This window comes from Kribbella sp. NBC_01505 (assembly GCF_045040285.1).
Classification (GTDB): domain Bacteria; phylum Actinomycetota; class Actinomycetes; order Propionibacteriales; family Kribbellaceae; genus Kribbella.
In genome coordinates, this window is the sequence record NZ_CP109425.1 from 8,227,780 (window position 1) to 8,250,089 (window position 22,310).

Sequence of the window (22,310 nt, forward strand, 5' to 3'; positions counted from 1 at the left end):
GAGGTCAGACCTCGCGGAAATCGGCCTCGTCGTACGAGTGCTCATTGCTTTCGCCGGCCGAGACCTTCGTCGCCTCGTCGGTGCGGAGTTCGACCCGGCGGATCTTGCCGGAGATCGTCTTCGGCAGGTCGGCGAACTCGATCCGCCGGATCCGCTTGTACGGCGCGAGGTGGTCGCGGCAGAACTGCAGGATCTCTGCGGCCAGTTCGCGCGTCGGCTCGTGCCCGGCAGCCAGTACGACGTACGCCTTCGGCACCGCCAACCGGACCGGATCCGGCGACGGGACGACCGCGGCTTCGGCGACGGCCGGGTGCTCGATCAGCACCGACTCCAGCTCGAACGGTGAGATCCGGTAGTCGCTCGCCTTGAACACGTCGTCCGAGCGGCCGACGTACGTGATGTAGCCGTCCTCATCCCGGCTCGCGACGTCGCCGGTGTGGTAGAAACCGCCACGGGTGGCCTCGGCTGTCAGTTCCTCGGCGTCGCGGTAGCCGCGCATCAGCGGGACCGGCGGGGGAGCGAGCTCGATGCAGATCTCGCCGTCGTCGCCGATCTCGTCGGTGCTCGGGTCGATCAGTGCGATCGCGTAGCCGGGCAGCGGCCGGCCCATCGAACCGAGCTTCACCGGCTGACCGGGCGGGTTGCCGATCTGCGCGGTCGTCTCGGTCTGCCCGTAGCCGTCGCGGATCGTGATGCCCCACGCGTTGCGGACCTGCTCGATCACCTCGGGGTTGAGCGGCTCCCCGGCCGAGATGCACTCGCGGATCGCGACCTCGACCGCGGACAGGTCAGCCTGGATGAGCATCCGCCAGACCGTCGGCGGCGCGCAGAACGTGGTCACGCCGTACGTCTGAAGAACCCGCAGCATCTTCTCGGCGTCGAAACGTGCGTAGTTGTAGAGGAAGACGGTCGCACCGGCATTCCAGGGGGCGAAGACGTTGCTCCACGAATGCTTGGCCCAGCCGGGGGAGGAGACGTTCAGGTGCACGTCGCCGGGCTGGAGGCCGATCCAGTACATGGTCGAGAGGTGGCCGACCGGGTAGCTGACCTGCGTGTGCTCGACCAGCTTCGGCTGGCTGGTCGTGCCGGAGGTGAAGTACAGCAGCAGCGAGTCGTCGGCAGCGGTGTCCACCTCGGGCACGGGTCCGTCGTACTGCTCATGGTCGTCGTAGTGCAGCCAGCCGTCGACCGGCTCACCGACCGCGACCCGGAGGCAGTCGTCCGCGATCCCGGCGTACCGGCTGGTCTCGGCACTCGCGGTGACGACCGCGCGAACGTTGCCTCGGGCAATCCGGTCGGCCAGGTCGGCATCGGTGAGCAGAGTGGTGGCCGGGATCATCACGGCGCCCGCGCGGATGCAGGCGAGCATGATCTCCCACAGCGGTACGACGTTGCCGAGCACGATCAGCACCCGGTCGCCCGGCTTCAGCCCGGCCTCGGTGAGCCAGCCGGCGATCTTCCGCGAGTGCTCGGCGATCTCGGCGTACGTGCGTGAGTTGACCTCGCCGTCCTCCTCGACGATCGTCAGCGCCGCCACCTCGGCCTGCTCGACCGCGAGCGCGTCGAACCAGTCCCGCGCCCAGTTGAACCGCTCGAACTCCGGCCACCTGAAGTCCCGGTACGCCGTCTCGTAGTCCTCCCGGTGCGCGACCAGGAAGTCCCGCGCGGTCCGGAACTCGCGTGTCACATCCGCCGTGCTCTGCTCGGTGCTCTCGACATCGCTCATGTCCGCATGATTGCCCACCCACTACCGATCGGTAAACGCCGGTGTGACCTTCCCGACCGGTAGAACGCCTGCATGAGCGCTGCAGCACCCGTGCCGCCCCGTCGCCGGTCACGGCTCCCGTTCGTCGTCCTGATCCTCGTCGGCGTCTTCGGACTCCTGATCGTCGGCGGGTTCGTCGGGGTGTACATCTGGGCGAAGAACAACCTCGAGCGCGATGTCACCTACGAGGTCACCGGCACGGTCAAGCAGGCAGGACTGGTCTACACGACCGAGGACAACCCGGGGTGGGGAAAGCAAGGTCCCGTCGCCGTCCCGTGGTCGACCAGTTTCCACACCTGGATGACGCGGTCGGCGCGAGTCTCGGCGGTCGTCGTGGAGGGGGAGAAGGGCACGGTCACCTGCACCGTGCGGATCGACGGCGAGGTCGTGGCGACGCAGACCGATGACGAGGTCGTCGTCTGCCTGGAGCCCGGACGCTAGAGCGCCAGCACCGCTCCCGTGATCACCAGCGGGGTGAGGATCAGGCCGCGCCACAGGAACGACCACCAGGTGATGGTCACGCCGGCGGACTTGCAGCGCGCCCGCCACAGCAGGGTGGCCAACGAGCCCCACAGCGTGAGCAGACAGCCGGTGTTCACACCGATCAGCAGCGCGCCCATCCGGTGCGGGTCGGCCGCCGCGACCGGCTCCATGGCCAGGTAGGCCGGGAGGTTGTCGAACAGGTTGGCGCCGAGCGCCGCGGTGGCACTGAGCCGCAGGTCGGAGCTGGTCCCGGCGACCTGGCGCAGGATCTCCTCCAGACCGTGATCGGTGAGGAAGGCAACGACCGCGAACAGGATCACGACGCCGACCACCAGCTTCGCCGGGACGAGCCGCCAGTGCAGCTCACTGCGGCGGCGGACGGCGAACAGCACGACCAGGATCAGCGCACCGATGCTGGCCGGCCACGCGACCTCGATACCGGAGACGAACGCCGGTCCGAGCGCTACGCAGACCCCGGTCGACGTCCAGAACAGCACCTTGTCCTCAACCGCGGGCGCCGCCGGTACGTCGTACGAACGGCCGAGGTCTTTGTGGAACAGGACCGCGAGCACGACCACCGTGATCACGATCGCCGCGATCGCCGGTCGCCAGCTCACCGACAGGTACGACGCGTCCAGCAGCCGGAACTGGTGGAGCGCGAGCAGGTTCGTCAGGTTCGACACCGGCAGCAGCAGGGACGCCGTACCGGCCAGCCAGACCGTGGTGAACGCGAACAGCTTCGGCGGGATGTCGAGCTGCCGGGCCATCGCGAGGACGACCGGGGTCAGCAGCACCGCGCAGGTGTCGAGCGAGAGCACGATCGTGAGGCCGGTCGCGAGCACGACCACCAGCAGCCAGAGCCGCCAGACGCGCCCACGGGCCAGGTGCGCGGCCTCGCGGGCCGCCACGTCGAACACCTTGGCCTTGTCGGCCAGTTCGGCGATGACGGTCACTGCGATCAGAAACACCAGTACTGGTGCGATCCGCTCGACCAAAATCGCCGCCTCCTGTCAGATGTGTTGAGTACGCTGGCTGGGTGACCTCGCCGGACGACACGTCAGCTGGACAGCTTGCACAGTATGACGTGCAGGCCCCGGCCGATTACCCGGTGGACTTCGAGGCGGACGTCGTCCTCCGCGACGGGGCGACAGCGCGCCTGCGGCCGATCACGCCGAGCGACGCCGAGCTGCTGGTCGAGTTCTACGCACGGGTGTCCGAGCAGTCGAAGTACTACCGGTTCTTCGCGCCCTACCCGCAGCTGTCCGATCGGGATGTGGCGCGTTTCACGCAGGTGGACTACCACGACCGGCTCGCGCTGATCGTTACCGTCGCCAACGAGATGATCGGCGTCGGCCGGTACGAACGGACAGGCCGCCGTACGGCGGAGGTCGCGTTCCTGATCGAGGACGCGCACCAGGGCCGGGGCCTCGGGCAACTGCTGCTGGAGCACCTGGCGCAGGCGGCCCGGGAGAACGGCATCACCCGGTTCGTCGCCGAGGTGCTGCCGGACAACCGCAAGATGATCACCGTCTTCACCGAGGCCGGCTACAAGGTCGCCCGGGAGTTCGAGGACGGCGTGATCATGGTCGAGTTCGACATCGCGCCGACCGACACGTCGTTCGGGGTGATGCAGGCGCGGGAGCAGCGCTCCGAGGCGCTGTCGATCGCCCGGCTGCTGACCCCGTCGAGCGTCGCGGTGATCGGGGCGAGCCGCCGCGAGGGCACGATCGGCAACGCGCTGATGCGCAACCTGCGGGACAGCGGTTTTCCTGGTCGGATGTACGCCGTCAACGCGGACACATCGGCCGTTGAGATCGAGGGTGTGCCGGCGTACGCGACGATTCGTGATGTGCCGGACACGGTCGATCTGGTCATCGTCGCGGTCAAGGCTGAGATGGTGTCGGACGTCGTGCTGGACTGCGCCGCCAAGGGCGTGCGCGGGCTGGTCGTGGTGTCGAGCGGGTTCGCGGAGATCGGTGACGAGGGGCGGCGGCGGCAACGGCAGCTGGTCGGGCTCGCGCGCTCGTACGGGATGCGCGTGATCGGACCGAACGCACTCGGGTTGATCAATACCGCGGCCGGTGTCTCGCTCAACGCGACGCTGTCACCGGCGATGCCGAGCCGCGGGCGGGTCGCGTTCTTCTGCCAGTCCGGTGCGCTCGGCGTCTCGATCCTCGCCGACATGGCCACGCGTGGTGTCGGGCTGTCCAGTTTCGTCTCGGCCGGCAACCGGGCCGATGTCTCCGGCAACGACCTGATGCAGTACTGGTACTCCGACGAGGCGACCGAGGTCGTGCTGCTCTACCTGGAGTCGCTGGGCAACCCGCGCAAGTTCAGCCGGGTCGCGCGCCGGCTCGCCGGGCGCAAGCCGGTGGTCGCGCTGAAGTCCGGCCGCGCCACGCAGGGTGTGCCGGTCGGGCAGCTGGTCCGGAAGAGCAAGTTGCCGCCTGCAACGATCGAGTCGATGTTCCGGCAGAGCGGCCTGATCGGGGTCGACACCACGGGCGAGCTCTTCGACGTCGCCCAGCTGCTCGCGCACCAGCCGCTGCCGAAGGGCCGTCGGGTCGCGATCGTCAGCAACTCCGACGCGCTCACGCTGCTCGCGCTGGACACGATGGCCGGGGTCGGGCTGAAGGTGGCCGGTGATCCCCGCAATCTGAGTGCGGACGCGTCGGCGGCGGACTTCGGCGAGGCGCTGAGCGAGGTGTTCGCGGACGATCGGGTGCACTCGGTCGTGGTGATCTACACGCCGCCGGTCCAGTCGAGCGGAGCCGAGGTGGCCGCCGTACTGGCTGCTGCCGCGGCGGGCTCGGACAAGCCAGTGGTCTCGACGTTCCTGGCTTCCCGGAGCGTGCCGAAGGAGCTGCAGGTCCCCGACGAGGACGGTGGCGCGGCGCGCGGGTCGATTCCGTCGTTCCTCAATCCGCAGTACGCCGTGGGCGCGCTGGCCAAGGCGACCCAGTACGCCGAATGGCGGCGGCGGTCGGACAGCGGCGTACCGGAGTTGCCTGAGGTGAACACCGCGGGTGCCGAGGACTTCGTCGCGGAGTATCTGCAGCGGCATCCGAAGGGTGCTGATCTGGACGACTCGGATCGGCAGCTGTTGTTGAGCTTCTACGGGATCTCGGTGCTGCCTGCGTTCCCGGTGCTGAGCGCGGATGAGGCGGTCGCGCGCGCGGCCGACCTGGGCTTCGAGGTGATCCTGAAGGCGACCGCCGAGCAGTGGCGGATGCGGCCCGACCTCGCAGACATCTGGCGGCACATCCACGACGAGGAAGACATGCGGGCGGCGTGGGCCGAGATGACCCACACGTTCGGGGTGGCCGCGGACCCGGCGCGCGCGCAATTCGTCGTACAGAAGATGGCGCCGCCCGGCGTACCGGTGGTGATCTCCGCGCTGGAGGACGTCTCCTTCGGCCCGGTCGTCACCTTCGGCCTGTCCGGCGTCGCCACCGACCTACTCGGCGACCGCTCCTACCGGATGCCACCCCTGACCACCCGCGACGCCGCCGAAATGGTCCGCGAGGTCCGCGCCGCACCCCTCCTCTACGGCTACCGAGGCACCGACCCGGCCGACATCGCCGCCATCGAAAACCTCCTGCACCGAGTCTCCCGCCTCACCCTCGACCTCGAGGAAGTCGTCAAACTCGACCTCCGCTCAGTCCTCGTCGCCATCCAAGGCGCCACAGTCCTGGACGCCGCCATCCGCATAGCCCCCAACGAAAAACCCCGCCAAGACACCCCAGTACGCCGCCTCACCTGACCAGCCCAGCGTCTCAACCCCACCCGTGGCCGTGGTTGGGAGACCGGTGTCCTTCCCCCACCCGTGCCCGTAGTTGGTGGTCTGGGTGCTCGGGACGCCACAGGAAGAACGTGGCCCAGGGCGAGAGGTTGGGGCGGATGTATAGGCCCCACCCGTGGACGTGGTTCGACGGCAGGTCGATTCCCCGCCCGTGCCTGTGGTCGGCGGGCGAATGTAGTCCGCCCGCGAGCAGGACGTGGTGGCGCCCCTCTGGGGCGCGCTATTCCCGTGTCATTCTCCCCGGCGGGATAAATGCAGGCGCGAAGGGAATCCGAGCGGAGGTCTGGACAGGACTCGGACCTGCGACCAACGGATTAGAAGTCGCGACCGTCGGCCCTGGTCATCTGAGGACAGCAACTGTCACCTGACCTGGGCCTTCGCGCCGTCTCAACCACCCTCGGCTTCGTCGCCCATCAGGCCGATTCACCACCAATAAGCCCCATCACCGGTAACTCCCGGGTGTGCAGTCATCCGCATAATCATTCAGGGTTGTGCAGTCACCGTGACATGCGGGACGGTGGCAAGCAGAGTATCGCGCCCTGCCCAGGATGCTACCTACGGAATTCATTCGCCAAGATCCTCTGACATCGTGTAGTACGTCTCCATGGGCACTCCGCCGCGTGAGGTTGAACTCACCGAGCACGATATCGATCTTGTGACCGTTGTTGCCGAGGATCTCCGGTACATCGCCCGGCCGGCGCACGAGCAAGTGACTCGCACCGATGTGCGGTTGATTGCAACGGTTCTCAGGAGACTGCTCCTGCACGGCGATTACGGTCGGGCATGGAGGCTGATGGGAAACCTCGGCGAGCCCAGCCTGCGGGCAATGGACCCTGAGCCCTCGGTCAGCGACGTACCAAATCCGATGTGGATCCACTATGCCTATGCCGGCGGGTCTAGCCCAAGCAGAGCGCGTTATGCGGGGCTTGCGATGGTCGTCGTTCCAGGCGCCGAGCATAAAGGGCGCGAGGCATTCGGCGCTGCTATCCAGGGCGATTTCGGCCAGAGGCACAGTGTCAGGCGAACGTACAAGCTCACTGCTTATCTGCGCTCGACGTGTATCCAGATCGCGGCGAACAAGATCAACCGAGGCGATTTGCTCCACTACGTCACGAACAAGCTCGGGGGTGCGCACCTAGATCGGAAGCGCACAACCGGGAGAGATCAGAGACTATCTGACCTTCTAGACTGCGGGCATTTGGTGGTCGCAGGTCTGCCCGGTCCGTACTTCGAGGTGCTGACGATGGCCTCAGACCTTGCGAGTTCTGACGACGCACGCAGCTTTGTCGACGCCGTTATGCAGCGCTACCCACCTGAGATGGATGAGCCAGACCGCCTCTACCTTCGGGAGGGGGTTGACGGCCCGTGGACTTGGATGCCTCTCGGTGCGGAACCGGCGACGGGTAGCCGGAACACATAACGCGGTGCGATGGTCTGCTGGGCGCGCCTACCATGACCATCATGGCGACAGTGCATCGCGGAGCAGGGACCACAAACCTCGACATCGTGCAGAGGTAGCGGAATGTATCCCGACGAGCAGATTCTGATGGAGGTCGGGCGGATCGCAGTCGCGGCCGGTCGCCTGGATGCGGATTTGGGAATGCGCTGGTGGCAACTTGCTCGCGATGACGTCGACCAGCTGAAGGCCCGCAAGGCGTCGGCGGGGCAAGTTCGCGAGAAGATCAAGGAATTCGCCGCCAACCGTCTGGAGACGGCATATCGCAATGAGGTCGTCGCGTTTGCGGGCGTGGTAGAGGCGATCCAGAAGGATCGCAACGCGGTGATGCATTCGCAATGGTTGCTCCGAGACTCCGACGCGATGCGTCCAGCCGACGAGTTCCTTGCCTTGAGTGAGGAGCAGCGCCGGGCATACATCGAACAATGGGAGCGCGAAGCTCGCGCATTCGACGGTTGGCGGCGACAGGCGAACGATAGTTTGGAGTTGGGCGAGCCCTACCTGCTTGAAGAGCTGGTTGCGATAGAACGTCGGCTTGCGGATGCCAGTCACGTCGCACAACGATGGAACTTCCAGATCGCCAGCATGCGAGTGTCCGGCCATCCATCGGGCTGGCTGGGCCGACTAACGTAAGGTCTGGCTTACCGGATTGACCCTGGGCCGCCGGGCGTAGCGGCTCTGGCAATCAGGCTCTGTTGCGTCGGCGGGGAGTGCTCTACAAGCAGGGGGAACTGATCTGGCAGTCGCCCCGTCCTAGGCTCGACGTTGGCCTGTGGGTTCACGAGGTGGCCGATCAGACAGACCGCGCCAAGATAAGTGACGGCGACCCTCGGCGTTGCCCGGATGGGAACTGGTTGTCGTACGGCGACCATCGTTCAGTTCGACGTTGAGCAGTAAGGGGAGAGCATGTTCCACCGCCGGAAGGCACACGCGGCCAGTTACTACGGAGGCGGCGTCTTCTACACGTTCTCATTCTCACTGCCGCTCGGCACCAACATTCACAAACTTGCCGACCGGCTCCTGTCTTCTGGGATAGCCACCGCAGCCGGTATCGCAGGCTCCGATACGCCACTCCTCGGCAGGAACTACTCAAAGGTGGTGAAGGCGCGCAAACTCATGGAAGACATCATTGCTCTCCATGAGGCATGCAATGCAAAGTCCTCACTGCGACCGTGGATAAGAACCCACCCTCGATCAGCCTTTCATCTCAGGCGGCTATTCTTCAGAGCGCTCGTAAAGCGTGATCGCGCAGAGCTCCTCGAGAATATTGATGTCGAGGAAATGCGAGCAATGACGAACACTCTCGATCTAGAAGTGCTTGACATCACTGAGATAGTCGGCGGAATGGGCGCTGTCGACCGTTCCCTATTCTCTCCGCTTTATCTTCGGGGTGAACCATTCATCAGACTCGACCTGAAGCCGTTCTATACGACCTACCACGGGTTTGAGGATGCCGAGATTCTGGCGTTCCTATTGTTGCACAGATCAGGAACTGCTCTACTGAGCTTCGCGACGCTCCCCGGCGACAATAAAACCACTGATGATCTCTTGGACATATCTAATCCTCACGGCCCCGAGTTCGACACAATTACAAGCTTCGGAGGACTTTTCAATGAGAGCAGCGAAGGCGTCGAGAAGGTTCTCGATAGCTATTCCCGCAACGAAGAGGGCCGCGCCGGTTACACAACCTTAAATCTCAGTAGTCCGATCGACATCGTCGATGTGTACTCTGCCTATTCGGACGCCATCCGCAGTTTCGTACGGAAGCAGCGGCAGAATCTCGGATACTTCTGCTATACCACGGTCTTTGTCGGAGGCTTGGGTTGCTGCCGCTCACGCAAGCGATGGATGACCAACCACGCTGCCGAACTAGCGGGCCTAGCGTTGCGGCATGAGGCGTACGGCCGCCTCGACAAGGCCACCATTGAAGGCGTCATCGACTCTGCCCGTGCGCTACACGCCGACGAGTCGAGATTTCATTTTGGCGGGAACTCACTCCTCGTTGAGTGGAAGTTCGATCGCGACGATTTCTCCCCAGGCCTGACGCAGAACTACATGGCAATCGCGGTCATAGAAAACGCGGTGCTTCAACATTGGCAATTGCATAGCCTCCAAGAGATGGTTGATTCCAGTAGCGAAGACAGGAAGTCCATCCCTGCAATCGAGCGCGAGCTGATCAGTGGCTTAACCGAGGTGGGGAGAACAACGCTGTCCCATGGGACCGCGCAGGATATATCAGCAGATATTCTCCGCCAGCTACACACCTCAGAAATCTATGCGCGCGTCACTGAGAAGCTCTCCCTACTCCGCCAATTGGCGGAGTCCAACAGTTCAAGATCGAGTGACCGGCGAAATATTCTAGCCGCGACGCTCGGCGCTGTGGCTGCCATCGTCTTCGGAATCCCAGCCGTTCGCGACTCTCTCGGGGTTATTTCGCAGGCAAAATTCACTGGTCGCACGGGGCAGATTCTCACCCCCGTCCAGCAATGGGCAGCCCGAGGGCCGAACGCAGTCCTCGTGACCTATCTCTGCATCGTGGCAATCTTCTTGATCGCTGCAATGATCACACTGCTGCTACTCCGCCGGCGTCGGAAAGGTCGCGCGAAGGTAGATCGCGTAGGCATCGAGTGGGGCCCGAAACCAGTCACCTGGGAGGGCGTCCCGCGCCGTTACCGCCTTGGCATCCCGGTTGAGAAGGACCGCGAGACCGAGGCACGGTCGTGACCGATCATCTCGCACTGACTTGCCAGGAAGCGCCCTGCCTCCTTGATCACCGCCACGACCGAACTCATAGGTCGGCGATTCGCAGATTCGTTCCACGACCTAGGCGTAGCCGGATGTGATCGCCTTCCACGCCGACAAAAGCGTCCAGCGGAGCTGGCGGGGCAGTCTGCGGGCCATAGACGACCAGGGTGTTGACGGTGGTTCCCGCCATGGCCACCGCCTGCGCAGCCGCATCGGCTTCTCTCGCATCCGAGTATCCGGCGCTTACGCCGCCCGCACCGATGATGTTGTAGCCCACAACATATGCCTGGTAGTGGCCCGGGTTACCGAAGTAGTACGACTGGACATACCCAACTCGACGGTTGCCCTCGGCGTAAGCCGAGTCCGGTGCTGTGCCGCGAGGATCGATGTCGGAGAAAGTGGACCGGCCAAGCCGAATGGGCAGGTTGCCGACAGTCAACCGCGAAGCGTCGTACCACATCCTCGATGACCGAATCGTCACTGAGAATGAGGCCACTACCTCGTTTGCCTCGGTCACTTGCACCCATGCGCCGGGTAGCTCGTATGTGCGCGTATCGCCCTCGGCTACGACCGCAAATCCGAGCCAAGTCTCGACTCGTGTTATCGGCTCACCGCAAGCCAACTGGTCGAGTAGGCGCGCCTGGGCACGGCGTCGTCCGAAGGTACTTCGCCGCCACATCCTTGCGACATTTTTCGCCGCGATCGGCGGCACACCAAGAATGACGATCAGCGCCGCCGTTCCCTCGAGGATGTCCTTGACCTGCATCCAGGGCACATCTATCAACAGTCTCACGGGTGCTCCGGCTCAGCTCGGGTCGGCGAAAGCGTCCCAGCCCTCGATCGGTTCTGGCTCGCCATTGATCGGTATCTCGAACACCCTCCAAGACACGCAGGTCGGACGCCGACCGGTCGCCAGGAACTCCCTGGCTGCCTCCCTGGCTGGCTCGACCTCGATGGCGCTGCCACTTGACATCGAGGTGGGTACGGTGCCGTAGTCGAACTCGGCGTCCTGGGGATGATCGAGCGTCCCTGCTGAGTCGTACCGCTCGCCGTCGTTGCCCGGTTCGTGAAAGACCAAGGAGCTGAAGGATGCTCCGAGACCGATCCACATCACGGTCGATGCGAACGGTGCGTCGGATTCGCCTCGAATCACCAGCTCCAGCCAGATAGGTCGGCCGTGGGCGGCAGCCCTGTCCACCAGCGCGTCTAGCTGCCCGTGTGACTCGACTGTCTCGCGTACATCCGCGTCGCCAAACTGATAGTTCGCTTTCACAAACTCGTTCACTCGGGCTCGTCCTCTTCTCCGATGTAGATCTTGTGGCCACCGGGCCAGTAGACGGTCAGCTTGGATCCAGGTGGAAGCTGATACTTGAGAGTCCCATCGCAGCCTAGTGGCTGGTCTTCGTCGTCCAGGCCGCACGGCTTGTTGTTCAGGTAAAGGGTCGCCTCTCGCGGTGCTCCCGCGCGACGCATTAACGCCGCCGCATGACCCTCGACGTGGTCCCTCGCGACACCCAGCCGGGCAAGCCAGCCAGTAAGACCGGGGCTCTGGCCGCCCGGCCCCTTGGAACCGCTCACCAGATGGATTGGTCCACGTCCATCCGTCCGAGTCAGGATGCCGCGCGTCGGCCCCGAGTTGTTCGGACGATCAGGAAGCCTGCGAAAGATCTCGTTGATGAAGGGCGCTGGGGCTGGACGGTCTGGTACCTCAACCGCAAAGGCCGGCGGTTGGCCACCGCCGTCGCTGGCTCCCGGCCCTCGGGGGCGGCCCTTGTCCCCAGCAGGGTCCGGCCTCCTATTACCGCCACGCCCGTCCAGGTCCCTCTTGCTCGGACCAGGTCCATTCGAGATCAGTGGGTTGCGCTCGCCCAACCCGATGTCAGGTCGCCCTGTCTCGCCAGGCGGCGCACCAGTCAGGCGCTCCGCCCAGCCCCTGGCTTTGGGCGGAGCCATCCCCAGATAGTGCGCAGCGGCCTCACAAGCCCGGGCGGCCGCGTCGAGTTGTTGCGCCGCCGTAGACGCCCCGAGCTGAGCAGCTATTGCGGCGTTCTCTCGGCACCGCCCCGCGGTCCGGTGCAAACGCTCGAGAACCCGAGGAACCTCGTCGAGGCAATCGACCAGCCCCTGCGCTACCCGCTGAAGATCGGAAGGCACGCCGGCCCTAGATCTGGTCGGCGTAGCTCTTGCATCCGGCCGAGGCGATCTCCAGGGCCTGGGTCGCCTGCTCGACGGCTTTGCCGGCCGCGTCCAGGATCTCGGAGATGTCTCGGTCAACGCCGGTCGCCGTGCCGGAGATCAGGCTCTCGACCTGTTGACTGTGCTGGGTGAAGCGCAGCTTGAACCCGGCCAGCCCACCTGCCGCCTGCTTGGCTTCCATCGACACTTGGAACAGTTGCTCTTTCAAGCGCTGCACGTCAGACATGACGGGTTCCTCACTTCGGGGCGGTTGGTGAGCTTCGGCTCAACAGGGTGTGCATCCACTGCATGAACACCTTGTCCATGTCTCCCTCGTCTGCCTTCAGGAAGAAGGTGCTGAACATGGTGCCGAGAACGTCGGCTGTCAGGTCGTCGTCGTCCTCTCGCTTGTCTTCTAGGGAAGGGCTGGCGCGGCTATACCTACAAGAACGCGGGCGACGGCTGGGTTGCCGCGCAGGTAGCCGCAGCCGTACCAGTAGGCGCGGTCCTTGTCGATCGCTTCTGGGGTTTCGAGGGTGATGCGTTCGTCGACCGTCGTTGGGTTGGTTTGCATGGTTTCTCTCGGTTGTTGATTGAAGTTGGCGGCCCCAAAGGTGAGGTCACCTCGGGGGCCGCCTCTGGTTGTGTCCGAGACAGGGGAGGCCCCGACACAAACACTTTGGTGTGGCTTGGAATCGGCGGAGCGGGCGCGGTTCTCTTTCCCGCGGTGAGGTGTGGGATGGTCACGCCGCGCTCCGCTCCGCCGCGCCAGGATGGTCGGGCAACAGCAAGCCGTCCTCGCGCATCGCGCACCAACCAACCTGGCGGGTCGTTCACTCCTCGCCGGTCCGGTTCTCTGGGCGCTGGGAGTTGTCTCGTACAGTCAGTACTCTGATCCCGCGGCTCTCTAGATCGCGACGCACTTCCAGCGGATTGTTGAACCCGGCGAAGTGCAGGAGGCTCGGAACAATCAGGTAGGCCTCATCTGCGTCGAGCAGAGCGTCAATGCAGGCCACGAGCTCGACCGAGTTTCGATCGAGTTCTTCTTCGTAGATTGCGTCCACCTCGACGCCGTTGGACTCGGCGCACGCCACGATCTGCCGACGAAGTATCGCGAGTTCCGTAACCGTCGTCAGAAACCCCTTTCTGATGTACCCGCTAGCAGTACGTGTTCCCATTGCGTCCCCGTCTGGATGGTCTGAGTCTTTGAGCTTGGATGAGTAGACGCTGCTAGCGCGGCGAGGAATCACTGACAGTGGAGTCGTCTGGGATCGACTCGTTCGTGACCCGCAGGCTCTGGAAGCGACGGCGCATAGCATCTGCGTAGCGGTCAGCGACTGCCTGTTCGTTGATGAACTCGGCAATCGCGTGCTCACCGAACCAGACCTTCACTCGACGCCTCTGGGGCAGTACATCCGGTGTCACGGGCTTCCTCCCTGCGATACAACCGCTCACTCGATGCAACCACCGTCACACCCGGAGTAGCCTGCTGGCACCTGATTGGCGGAGCGATCACAGACGGATTCCTGGGCATGTTCCCGCCCGCTTGCCCATCTGAATGGGTAGAGTTGGTGCACAGAGCCGCCTGAGGTTGAAGGGTCAGTCAGTTCTATGAGTCCGTCGAGGTCGTCACAAGCGTCCGCGCAGAGCCCGCAGAAGCGCGGTCGGGAGCTTGCGTCTCAAGGCAAAAAGCTGTGGGCTGAGAAAGGATCGGTCAAGGGCGCGGCGCTGGAGCTCATGGCGCAATACCCCGAGGTTCCCAGCCTGCAGGCCTACCGATACGCCGCCGGACTGTCACAGGATCAAGCGGCGGCGCGCTACAACGAGGTCGCCGGGAGTCAAACCAGTCTTGGCGGTACTTCCATCAATGCCTGGGAGTCCTGGGCGCGACAGCGTGGAAGCGGGTCACCACCTTCGATCTCCAGCCTGTTAATCCTGTGTTCGGCGTACGGCAGAGGTCCGATGGGCGTAGCGGATGAAGACATCACGCCGGCAGACCTTATCGCCGAGTCTTACGAACGCCTTCCAATCGAGGATCAGCTCGCGCTGAAGTCTTACAAGAAGACGGCTGAATCAATCAGTTCATCCTCCACCGGTTCCTTCGAAAACGGCCGGAAAGTAAGCTCTCCTGCGCCGAGCTCGAAATATGACCAGATTGGCAGTGAATTTATCCTGTCGGCTCCAACCATCGAGTACGGGAACTCGGAGCTCGACGTCCTCACGCTCCCAAACCCAAATCCTGGACGCCTGCTCGATCTGACGTGGGCAACCTTCGGGTACGGAGTCGAACGACTGTCGCGGCAGATCAAGAACCTCGGCAATCGACTAGATGTTGACGCCTGCTTTGGAATCAACGAGGCCGGGCTCGTCATGGCTACGTTTCTCTCATCGTCGAGGTTTTCGCGATGCCCTATCGGGTACCTCAGGTGCAACAAGGTTCGCGATGGGATCGAGTTGGATGCTGCGTCCCACTTCCCGGACACCAAAGAGGCGCCGACCATCGTCATCTGTGACTTTGAGGTCAAGCATGCCGATGTGATTGGCTACCTCGCGCGCGAGTTGCGCACCCGCTACCCGAAGGCGGAGCTCTACTTCGCAGTGTTTGGGGCGATGACGAAGGGCGCGACTCTGGAGGTCGAGAGTTTCGATGACCTGACCGGCGCCCAGATCATGCGGGCCGCGGACTTCGAAGCAGTGTTCATTGCTGCAACGATGAGTCCGCCAGGAATAGAGCCTCCGCTAGAGTTGAGATAATCAAGATGAAGGTGGGCAAAAGTGTCTGTGAGTGAAATTCCTGAGCTGGCGCAGAATGTGGTCAGCATGGTTCGCTCTATGCTCGATGATCTGCGTCCTAAGCTCTTGAATGCGGCCCTCACGGGTCGTCGTGCCGAGAATGAGAATCGTCGCCACGAGGACAACTTCCTGTCCGACTACGACCTTCTGATGCATGACCTCTACAAGCAGCGATTCGCCGAATTTGAACCGTCGTTCATCTACGCCTCCGAGGAGTCGGACCCGCAGGTAATTGGCTCGGACGAGGAGCCGGATCTGTGCGTCCTTGTGGATCCTCTGGATACCAGCGAGCTAGCGGTTCGCGCGCTGCAAGGCTATACGCACATCATGGTCTACTCGATATCCTTGAAGCGGCCCGTCATCTCTGTCATTGGTGACATCTTCCACCACGTCCAGTTGTATGTAGCTGCTCTCGGGGAAGATGGAGTCGATCGCGCCTTCGCGGTCACCAGGGATGACGAGTGGCACGCACTGACGCGTCGCCCGCGGGTCCCCTTGTCAGAGGCGCTGGTGACCAACTACCTGATGCGTCCCGAGGAGAGGTTTCTGCCGCTTGCTCGACAAGACGGCTTCCTCAAGGCACTCGGCGAAGAAGGCCCGGACGGCAAGCGTAAGGGCCGGATCGGCGTTGGCCACGGTTCTGTCTGCCTCTGCCACGTTGCCGCAGGTTTCACCGATGCCACGATCGAAATTCAGAAGGGGTTCGCGGCGTGGGACTTCCTGCCAGGGCACTACGTCCTGCATGCCGCGGGCGGAACAGCCATCGATCTTGAGGGCGAGCCGATCTCCCTGGACTACGGGTTCAACAGTCTTGGCGATATCAGCCAAGCCATGGAGGGCAAGCAAAAGTTCGTTGCGACGAGCGACCCTGCCCTCGCCGAAGAGATTCGCAACACCTTCAGCTTCTAGATCGTCATGGCGTTCATCGCGACCAAGCGGTACTGGTCCTCGGTCCTACAACGCAAGAAGTGCCCGCACCCCAGGCAGGCCGCAGGCGTCATCTCTTGCCACGAGAGATCGACGACTCACCGCCGTTGAGGTGGGCAACGATCTTGCCGACGCCCGTGTAGAGGCGGACGAGATCCGAGGTTGCGAGGTCCCTTGGGGTGTGATGGAAGCCGCGGGCCAAGATCTCCGACTTCCAGGTCTGGTACTCCAAACCCTGGAGGGGCCGGTACGACTGAGCAGTCGTACTGGCCCAGCGGTCAGGCTGAGGCGAGGCCGGCGACGATGGAGTCGATGTTGCTGAGCAGCGACAGGTGACCCTCGCCCGGTACGAGTTGGGTGGTGGCTCCGGGGACGTGTTCGTCGAGCCAGCGGCCGTGGTCGCGGGGCACCATCCGGTCCTGATCGCCCTGCCAGATCGAGACGGGGACCCGGATGCTCGCCAGGTCGAAGCCCCCAGTCGACGAGGAACGCGAGGTCGTCGTCGCGCCAGCCGTCGGACCCGCGGGACACGGCGGCCCGGAACGAAGCGGCCAAGTAGTCGGCCATGCCGCCGCGCAGGGCAGCCTGATCGACCGCGGACAGCAGATCACCGAAGGTGGGCGATGATGTCGCGAGGCAGGATGTCCTTGAACTCGGCGCTCGGCTCGGCAAGGAAGCCTCGAGCGCGTCCTTGCCGGTCGCGGCTCCGAACTCGGTGACGTTCTCGTCGCCCATTCCCGCCAGCCAGCCCAGCCCTTCGGCGTCGTACGGTGCAACGCCCGCGATGACCGCCGCGGCCCGGCACCGGTCCGGCAGCAAGGCGGCGCAGGCAAGTGCGGTCCGCCACCCGACCATCCAAGGGTGACGAAATCGTCCGCTCCGAGTGCGTCGAGCAGCGCGGTGACATCGTCCGCGACGTCGGCCACCCGTCGGCCCGGCTGGGAGGTGCTGTCGCTGTAGCCCGGTCGGCTGTGAGTGACGAATCGCAGACCATGCCGCGCCGCCGACCGCGCCGAACGGTCCGCCGTGACTCTAGGTGAGGGGTGGTTGAAGGCGCAATCGTCGGGTTGATAGGCAACTTTCCTGTTGATTCCACGATGTGGAGTGAACGATTCAGTCGAGCCTTAATAAATATTAGTCGGCGAGATTTCTGTGTCGGAGGTCACTCGGATCGAGTTGCTCCAGGCAATGATCTCCGTGAAAGACCAGTCCCGCCGTACAAACGACGACCCTCCGGTCGAGCAGACTGCGTCGGTGTGAACGAGGGGTGAATGACGACAGCTTCCGACGCTTGCCTCCGGCAACAGCGCGAACTTGAGACGAACCGTTAACGACCTTTCCTATTAATCAGCAGTTGCGCGTTCAACAACAGATCACTTAGGGTTACCTCGACGGCGCCGGGAATAACCAGGCGCACCGAGACATCGGGGAAACCATGCAATTCATGGGCAATCAAGCAACCAGCCGGATGAACAGGCGAGTTGTCGCCGGCGCCGCTGTTGTGGCCGTAGTGCTTGGTTCGGCGGTGGCTGCCACCGGCACTGCGAGCGCGGCGAAGACGCGGGTGAACTGTGACAACAACAGTTCCTACATGGTCACGTACTCCGACGGAAATTCCCGTTGCTACGCGCAGAACTTCCTCTACGTCGGCAAGGCGAAGCGGGTCGATCTGATGCTTGGTGCCGCTGGCAACTACAACGTTCAGATCGTCCTCCCCGGTGGAGGCTGCACGAGCCTTCAGACCGGTATCAGGGGTCTCAAGGAGAAGCAGTTCTACGCGCCGGGTCACACCTTTGCCGCCAACATCTATGTAGGCACTTGGGAACCCGCGTCGTGGAGCACCGGCCCCGGTCACCTGACCGTGGACTGCTGACCCATGCGTAGGCGAATTGTTGCCGGCGCGACCGCGTTGGTGGTCGGTCTGGGGTCGGCCGTCATGGGAACCAGCACTGCTGACGCTGCCAGGTACCTCGTGAACTGTGACGCCAACAGTTCCTACCTGGTGACCTTCTCCACCGGAAGTTCGCGGTGCTACGCCCAGAACTTCCACTACGTCGGCAGTGCCGTGCGAATCGATCTCGCGCGAGGTGCGGCCGGCAAGTACAACGTGCAAATCGTCATACCCACCGGCGGCTGCACAAGCCTCCAGCAGGGTATTCAGGGACTGAACGACATCATTTCCTACAAGCCAGGTCACAGGTTCGCGGCCAGGATCTACGTGGGCACCTGGATGCGCTCGGAATGGACCGGCGTCCCCGGTGAGCTCTCCGTCGACTGCGTCAACCGCAGATAAATCCGGACTCCGACGCAGTCGTCTCCAGGCTCGCGGCAGGCGGGTGAATCTTCCCCGGCCCGCTGTCCTGCCCGGTACCTATCAGAGCGCCGGTATTTGCCGTGCGCACCAAAGAAGGAAGAGGAAACATGCAATTCCGGAGCAAACGAGCAAGCACCCGAATCGGCAAGCGAGTTGTCACCGGCGCCGCCGTGATGGCCGTCGTCCTTGGCTCGACCGTGGCGGCCGCCGGCACCGCGAGTGCCGCCAAGACTCGGGTGAACTGTGACAACAAGAGTTTCTACCTGGTCACCTACTCCAACGGAAACTCCCGGTGCTTCCGCCAGAACTCCCTCTACGTCAGCAGCGCCAAACGCGTTGATCTCATGCCCGGAGCGATGGGAGCGGGGGACGACGGCAACTTCAACGTGCAGATCAACTATGGCCGGGACGCCTGCACGAGCCTCCAGCACAGTGTTCGCGGACTCAAGAACAACTTGACCTTCGCGCCAGGTCGCAACTTCTCCGCCACGATCTACTCGGGCACCTGGACGCCGTCGTCGGTGAGCGAGGGCCCCGGTCACTTCGAGGCCCCCTGCGGGCTCAGCGTCTAACGGACCGGCGGCAAGCCTCCCGGTAGCGAATCGCCGCTCGCACCGCTCCGCGACGTCGCCATCCCGGCAGGCGCGCTCGGTTCAGTTGGGCAATGCTCGGCGCACCTGGTCGTGGACCGTCAGTAGGCGGTCGACGGCTGGTGGGGCGAGGGCGGTGTGGGCTGCGTTTGAGGTGAAGAGCAGGGCGAGCATGACGGCGGTGTCGAGGCGGTAGAGCCAGAACGCGGGGGAGTCGAGGTCGATCGCTTCTCCGTAGCCGGTCAGCACTTGGTCGTAGTCGACTCCGTTGTCGGGCACGAGGGCGTACTCGGCCAGACGGGCCAGCTCCATGGCGGGGTCGCCGACCAGGGCGTTCGACCAGTCGAGTACGCCGAGGATGTGGCCGTCGGCGGACCGTAGGTTCGACGCGCGCACGTCCAGGTGCAGGAGCCGCCCGCTCGGCTGCGCCGCCAGGACGTCGATCACCTGCTCGAGCGGTGGTCCGGGCGGCACGGTCACGCCGTACTGGGCCAAGGCGGTGAGGCGCTCGGTCATCCGCTGGGCCAGCAAGTGAGCGGGTGGGAGACCCTGCGCGGCGACGGGAGCCATCGGTGGGAGCGGTGCGTGGTGCAGTTTGCGGAGCAGCGCGCCGAGTGCGATCTGATCGGCGCCGCGGCCGTCGTCGGAAGAAACTCGGACACGAGTACGTCGGCCTCGCCGAGGCACAGCTCGTGCGGCGTGGCGACCGGGAAGCCGAGTTGCCCCAGGTGTCGGGTGACGGCGTACTCCCAGCGCAGCAGTGACCTGGTGTCGACGTGTCCGTCGTTGAGGTCGAACTGGAACCGGCCCTGGACCGGAGTGCGGAGCACGACCGTGGTCCCGTCCGAGGCTTCGGCTGCGAACACCTGAAACTCCACGCCGTCGCCGGCGGGCCGCAATCCGGTGAAGCCGCGATGGGAGACGAGCTGTCGGATGTGAACAGGCGCGTCGACCATCCAGACGCTCCTCTCGCGTGGGTCCGTTACAGGTTATTGGTCTGCAGCCAGGTGCGGATGGCTTGGATGTGTTCGGCTTTGCGTTCCAGCGGAAGCCAGTGGCCGGCCGGTAGAGAGGTCTCGGTGAGATCGGTGCAGCTGGCGCGCATCGGGTCGCCTTGGCGGTTTCCGGTGATGGTGCAGATGACGTCCCAGTCACCGTTGATGAACAGTACGGGCTGGGAGAGGCAGCCGTCGTTGGGCGCCGTACGGGCGTAGGCGATGTTGGCGTCGTCGTTGGTGTACCAGGCGCAGGTGGGACGGAAGCCCTGGGTCTTGAAAGCGCGCACCAACTGGTCGAAGTCGGCCGGCGGCCACAGGGCCGGGTCGGGCTCGGTCGGCGGGGCGTGGTGCGCGTCGCCGAAGCGTCCGCCGTTGCGGGTGACCAGAGCGGCCGGGGCAACGTCGTTCATGACGTCGGGGTTGCCGGGCTGGTAGATCGAGGCGAGGGTCGCGGCGGGATCGGCGTCGAGGTCGTCGACGGCTTCCTCGAAATGGGTTGTGTAGTAGCGGTAGTAGTCCCACTGGCCGTCCGGATAGTCGTCGACCGGGTAAATCGCCCGATCGACCAGTGGAACGAGCGTCGCGAGACTGTTCGCCTCGGGAAAGTAGGCCCAGGAGGTCAGTACGGCGCCCCGGCAGCGATCGGGCTCGTGCGCTGCCAATGCTCCGACCACGGCGCTGCCCCAGTCGTGGCCGACCCAGATCGCGCTCGCGCCGCCCAGGTGGTCGTGGAGCTCGATCAGGTCCGCTACGACCTCTTCGATGCCGTACGCCGTGGTGGTGGCTGGGGCCGAAGATCCGCCGTACCCGCGCAGATCAGGTGCGATGCAGCGCCAGCCGTCGGCTGCGAAGGTCTCCAGCTGGGCGTGCCAGAACAGACCGATCGCCGGCCAGCCGTGAAGGAAGAACATCAGCGGTCCGTCGGCCGGTCCGCATTCGAGGTAGTGCGTCGACTGCCGAGGCGAGTCGAAACGCTGTGAGGTCGGCGCCGGGGTCGGCGTCGCTCGGCGCTTCGCTGCGAGCATCGCGATTAGCACGAGCACGATTTCGAGGCCGCCGTACGCGAGTGCGGTGGGCTTGAGTCCGAACTGTTCGACGGCAAGGCCTGCCACCAGCGCCGGCACGCTGAACGCGAGGTAGCTGGCGATGTACATGGTCGAGAACACCTGCCCGCGTTCGGCGTCCGGCGCCACGTCGCCGAGGGCATGGACGGCGAAGCGGAACGCAGCGCCGAAGCCGAGCCCCGCGATCACCGACCCGACGAGGTACGGCAGCGAGGCGCCTAGCGCCGTCGCGACGATGGTGACCAGTACGCCGACGACGAGTGCTCCGTAGCCGAACCATTCGCGATGCTTCGGAGCCAGGGTGGTGGAAACGACGCTGCCTGCTGCTCCAGCGAGGAAGAACGCCCCGAGGACGAGGCCGACGACGAAGTGACTGTGCAGATCGACAACGGTGGTGAGCACGGATGAGCCGAGCGACAGGTACAGACCGGCGAGCGCCCAGGTCGCGCAGATCGAAGGCAGTAGGCCGAAGAACACCGGCCGAACGGCGGCGGGAAGCCCGACACGCGGCAGCAGCGACCGCCAGATCGATTCCCGCGGCGTCGAGGGGGCGTGAACGCGCTCGGGGACGAGCCACACGAGTCCGGCCAGGAGCAAGAACACCAGAGTGAGGATCCAGAAGACGAGTTGGCGGGGCAGAGGCGCGAACTCCACGAGTACGCCGGCCAGGACCGCGCCGATCGTGATTCCCAGTGCTGGAACTGCGCTGCTGACGATCGAGCCGAGGCGCGGGTTCGGCGCGGAGTCCGTGATCATGGCCGTGGTGGTGCTGGTTGCGGCGCCGACGGCAAGACCCTGCACGATGCGCGCAATGATCAGCCCCTCGGTGCCATCGGCGAGCGCGAACAGCACCATGCCAAGCGCGAGCACCACCAGCGCCACCGAGGCGACCGGCCGCCGCCCGACCCGATCGGACAGTGATCCGACGGTGAGCAACGCGGCGAGCAGTGCGAAGACATAGACCGCGAAGATGAGGGTCAGAACGAACGCCGAGAACCCCCACAGGTGCTGGTAGACGGGGTAGAGCGGCGACGGCGCCGAGGCTGCCGTCAGCGTCGCGGCACCTGCAGCCCCTGCGATGACGAATGAGGCACGGCGGCCAAGCATGGAACACCTCCACTAAAAGCAAGAATCTTTGCTCTAACGACAGTAGGGAGCTGCCTTGCTAAAAGCAAATATCTTTGCGTAGCCTGGGGAG

At 64.4% G+C, this 22,310-nt stretch carries 24 protein-coding genes, 1 tRNA gene and 1 pseudogene; 12 read left to right on the forward strand and 14 right to left on the reverse strand.

Annotated features, from left to right (window positions below; all coding sequences use genetic code 11):
- Positions 1-4 precede the first annotated feature (4 nt).
- Positions 5-1,726, reverse strand: a complete 1,722-nt coding sequence (locus OG474_RS38640; protein WP_405058605.1) for an AMP-binding protein — start codon at positions 1,724-1,726, stop codon at positions 5-7.
- 72 nt (positions 1,727-1,798) lie between these two features.
- Here OG474_RS38640 and OG474_RS38645 point away from each other — a divergent pair, with 72 nt between their 5' ends.
- Positions 1,799-2,206, forward strand: a complete 408-nt coding sequence (locus OG474_RS38645) for an MmpS family transport accessory protein (RefSeq protein ID WP_405058606.1) — start codon at positions 1,799-1,801, stop codon at positions 2,204-2,206.
- On the opposite strand, the gene OG474_RS38650 is transcribed toward OG474_RS38645, so the two are convergent.
- Complete coding sequence (locus OG474_RS38650; RefSeq protein ID WP_405058607.1) at positions 2,203-3,243, reverse strand: SLC13 family permease; 1,041 nt, start codon at positions 3,241-3,243, stop codon at positions 2,203-2,205. The genes OG474_RS38645 and OG474_RS38650 overlap by 4 nt on opposite strands.
- A gap of 41 nt (positions 3,244-3,284) precedes the next feature.
- On the opposite strand from OG474_RS38650, the gene OG474_RS38655 reads away from it, so the two are divergent.
- Entirely contained in the window at positions 3,285-6,011 is a 2,727-nt protein-coding gene (locus tag OG474_RS38655) for a GNAT family N-acetyltransferase (RefSeq protein ID WP_405058608.1), read from the forward strand.
- Positions 6,012-6,329: 318 nt separating this feature from the next.
- Here the strand turns inward: OG474_RS38655 and OG474_RS38660 are convergent.
- Positions 6,330-6,420 (reverse strand) — tRNA-Arg (locus tag OG474_RS38660).
- 234 nt (positions 6,421-6,654) lie between these two features.
- Between OG474_RS38660 and OG474_RS38665 the strand changes: the two genes are divergently transcribed.
- The 3 genes from OG474_RS38665 (at position 6,655) to OG474_RS38675 (ending at position 10,230) form a co-directional block, all read left to right on the forward strand.
- Entirely contained in the window at positions 6,655-7,470 is an 816-nt protein-coding gene (locus tag OG474_RS38665) for a hypothetical protein (RefSeq protein ID WP_405058609.1), read from the forward strand.
- A 102-nt stretch (positions 7,471-7,572) separates the two neighbouring features.
- The gene (locus OG474_RS38670) at positions 7,573-8,139 is read left to right on the forward strand and encodes a hypothetical protein (RefSeq protein WP_405058610.1); all 567 of its coding nucleotides are present in this window, start codon (positions 7,573-7,575) and stop codon (positions 8,137-8,139) included.
- 273 nt (positions 8,140-8,412) lie between these two features.
- Positions 8,413-10,230, forward strand: a complete 1,818-nt coding sequence (locus OG474_RS38675; RefSeq protein WP_405058611.1) for a hypothetical protein — start codon at positions 8,413-8,415, stop codon at positions 10,228-10,230.
- Positions 10,231-10,294: 64 nt separating this feature from the next.
- On the opposite strand, the gene OG474_RS38680 is transcribed toward OG474_RS38675, so the two are convergent.
- From OG474_RS38680 to OG474_RS38710, 7 genes are all read right to left on the reverse strand, one after another.
- On the reverse strand, positions 10,295-11,017 hold the full coding sequence (locus OG474_RS38680) for an ETEC_3214 domain-containing protein (protein WP_405058612.1): 723 nt from the start codon (positions 11,015-11,017) through the stop codon (positions 10,295-10,297).
- Between the two features lie 39 nt (positions 11,018-11,056).
- Positions 11,057-11,536, reverse strand: coding sequence for an Imm1 family immunity protein (locus OG474_RS38685; protein ID WP_405058613.1), 480 nt, complete (start codon positions 11,534-11,536; stop codon positions 11,057-11,059).
- The gene (locus OG474_RS38690) at positions 11,533-12,204 is read right to left on the reverse strand and encodes a DddA-like double-stranded DNA deaminase toxin (RefSeq protein ID WP_405058614.1); all 672 of its coding nucleotides are present in this window, start codon (positions 12,202-12,204) and stop codon (positions 11,533-11,535) included. The genes OG474_RS38685 and OG474_RS38690 overlap by 4 nt, the downstream gene beginning before the upstream one ends.
- 208 nt (positions 12,205-12,412) lie before the next feature.
- The gene (locus tag OG474_RS38695; RefSeq protein ID WP_405058615.1) at positions 12,413-12,673 is read right to left on the reverse strand and encodes a hypothetical protein; all 261 of its coding nucleotides are present in this window, start codon (positions 12,671-12,673) and stop codon (positions 12,413-12,415) included.
- A 168-nt stretch (positions 12,674-12,841) separates the two neighbouring features.
- Positions 12,842-13,000, reverse strand: coding sequence for a hypothetical protein (locus tag OG474_RS38700; protein WP_405058616.1), 159 nt, complete (start codon positions 12,998-13,000; stop codon positions 12,842-12,844).
- 259 nt (positions 13,001-13,259) lie between these two features.
- Complete coding sequence (locus tag OG474_RS38705) at positions 13,260-13,604, reverse strand: hypothetical protein (protein ID WP_405058617.1); 345 nt, start codon at positions 13,602-13,604, stop codon at positions 13,260-13,262.
- 52 nt (positions 13,605-13,656) lie between these two features.
- Positions 13,657-13,851, reverse strand: a complete 195-nt coding sequence (locus tag OG474_RS38710) for a hypothetical protein (RefSeq protein WP_405058618.1) — start codon at positions 13,849-13,851, stop codon at positions 13,657-13,659.
- A 186-nt stretch (positions 13,852-14,037) separates the two neighbouring features.
- On the opposite strand from OG474_RS38710, the gene OG474_RS38715 reads away from it, so the two are divergent.
- Positions 14,038-15,180, forward strand: a complete 1,143-nt coding sequence (locus tag OG474_RS38715; protein WP_405058619.1) for a hypothetical protein — start codon at positions 14,038-14,040, stop codon at positions 15,178-15,180.
- Between the two features lie 21 nt (positions 15,181-15,201).
- Positions 15,202-16,128, forward strand: a complete 927-nt coding sequence (locus OG474_RS38720; protein WP_405058620.1) for an inositol monophosphatase family protein — start codon at positions 15,202-15,204, stop codon at positions 16,126-16,128.
- A 296-nt stretch (positions 16,129-16,424) separates the two neighbouring features.
- Here the strand turns inward: OG474_RS38720 and OG474_RS38725 are convergent, their stop codons facing one another.
- Positions 16,425-16,559 (reverse strand): hypothetical protein, encoded by a 135-nt coding sequence (locus OG474_RS38725; RefSeq protein ID WP_405058621.1) that lies wholly within the window; start codon positions 16,557-16,559, stop codon positions 16,425-16,427.
- Between the two features lie 40 nt (positions 16,560-16,599).
- Here OG474_RS38725 and OG474_RS38730 point away from each other — a divergent pair, with 40 nt between their 5' ends.
- Both OG474_RS38730 and OG474_RS38735 read left to right on the forward strand, forming a co-directional pair.
- Complete coding sequence (locus tag OG474_RS38730) at positions 16,600-16,773, forward strand: hypothetical protein (RefSeq protein ID WP_405058622.1); 174 nt, start codon at positions 16,600-16,602, stop codon at positions 16,771-16,773.
- Positions 16,763-17,011: a hypothetical protein gene (locus OG474_RS38735; RefSeq protein WP_405058623.1), complete on the forward strand. Its 249-nt coding sequence runs from the start codon at positions 16,763-16,765 to the stop codon at positions 17,009-17,011. The genes OG474_RS38730 and OG474_RS38735 overlap by 11 nt, the downstream gene beginning before the upstream one ends.
- A gap of 31 nt (positions 17,012-17,042) precedes the next feature.
- Here OG474_RS38735 and OG474_RS38740 read toward each other — a convergent pair.
- Positions 17,043-17,237: pseudogene (locus OG474_RS38740) on the reverse strand (hypothetical protein); the annotation flags it as partial.
- 353 nt (positions 17,238-17,590) lie between these two features.
- On the opposite strand from OG474_RS38740, the gene OG474_RS38745 reads away from it, so the two are divergent.
- From OG474_RS38745 to OG474_RS38755, 3 genes are all read left to right on the forward strand, one after another.
- Complete coding sequence (locus OG474_RS38745) at positions 17,591-18,019, forward strand: hypothetical protein (RefSeq protein ID WP_405058624.1); 429 nt, start codon at positions 17,591-17,593, stop codon at positions 18,017-18,019.
- 3 nt (positions 18,020-18,022) lie between these two features.
- The gene (locus OG474_RS38750) at positions 18,023-18,439 is read left to right on the forward strand and encodes a hypothetical protein (RefSeq protein WP_405058625.1); all 417 of its coding nucleotides are present in this window, start codon (positions 18,023-18,025) and stop codon (positions 18,437-18,439) included.
- A 128-nt stretch (positions 18,440-18,567) separates the two neighbouring features.
- Positions 18,568-19,032 carry a hypothetical protein gene (locus OG474_RS38755; protein ID WP_405058626.1) on the forward strand — a complete coding sequence of 155 codons (465 nt, stop codon included), beginning with the start codon at positions 18,568-18,570 and terminating at the stop codon, positions 19,030-19,032.
- Positions 19,033-19,113: 81 nt separating this feature from the next.
- Here the strand turns inward: OG474_RS38755 and OG474_RS38760 are convergent, their stop codons facing one another.
- Both OG474_RS38760 and OG474_RS38765 read right to left on the reverse strand, forming a co-directional pair.
- Positions 19,114-19,737: a phosphotransferase family protein gene (locus tag OG474_RS38760; RefSeq protein ID WP_405058627.1), complete on the reverse strand. Its 624-nt coding sequence runs from the start codon at positions 19,735-19,737 to the stop codon at positions 19,114-19,116.
- A gap of 295 nt (positions 19,738-20,032) precedes the next feature.
- Positions 20,033-22,219, reverse strand: a complete 2,187-nt coding sequence (locus tag OG474_RS38765) for an MFS transporter (protein WP_405058628.1) — start codon at positions 22,217-22,219, stop codon at positions 20,033-20,035.
- Positions 22,220-22,310 lie beyond the last annotated feature (91 nt).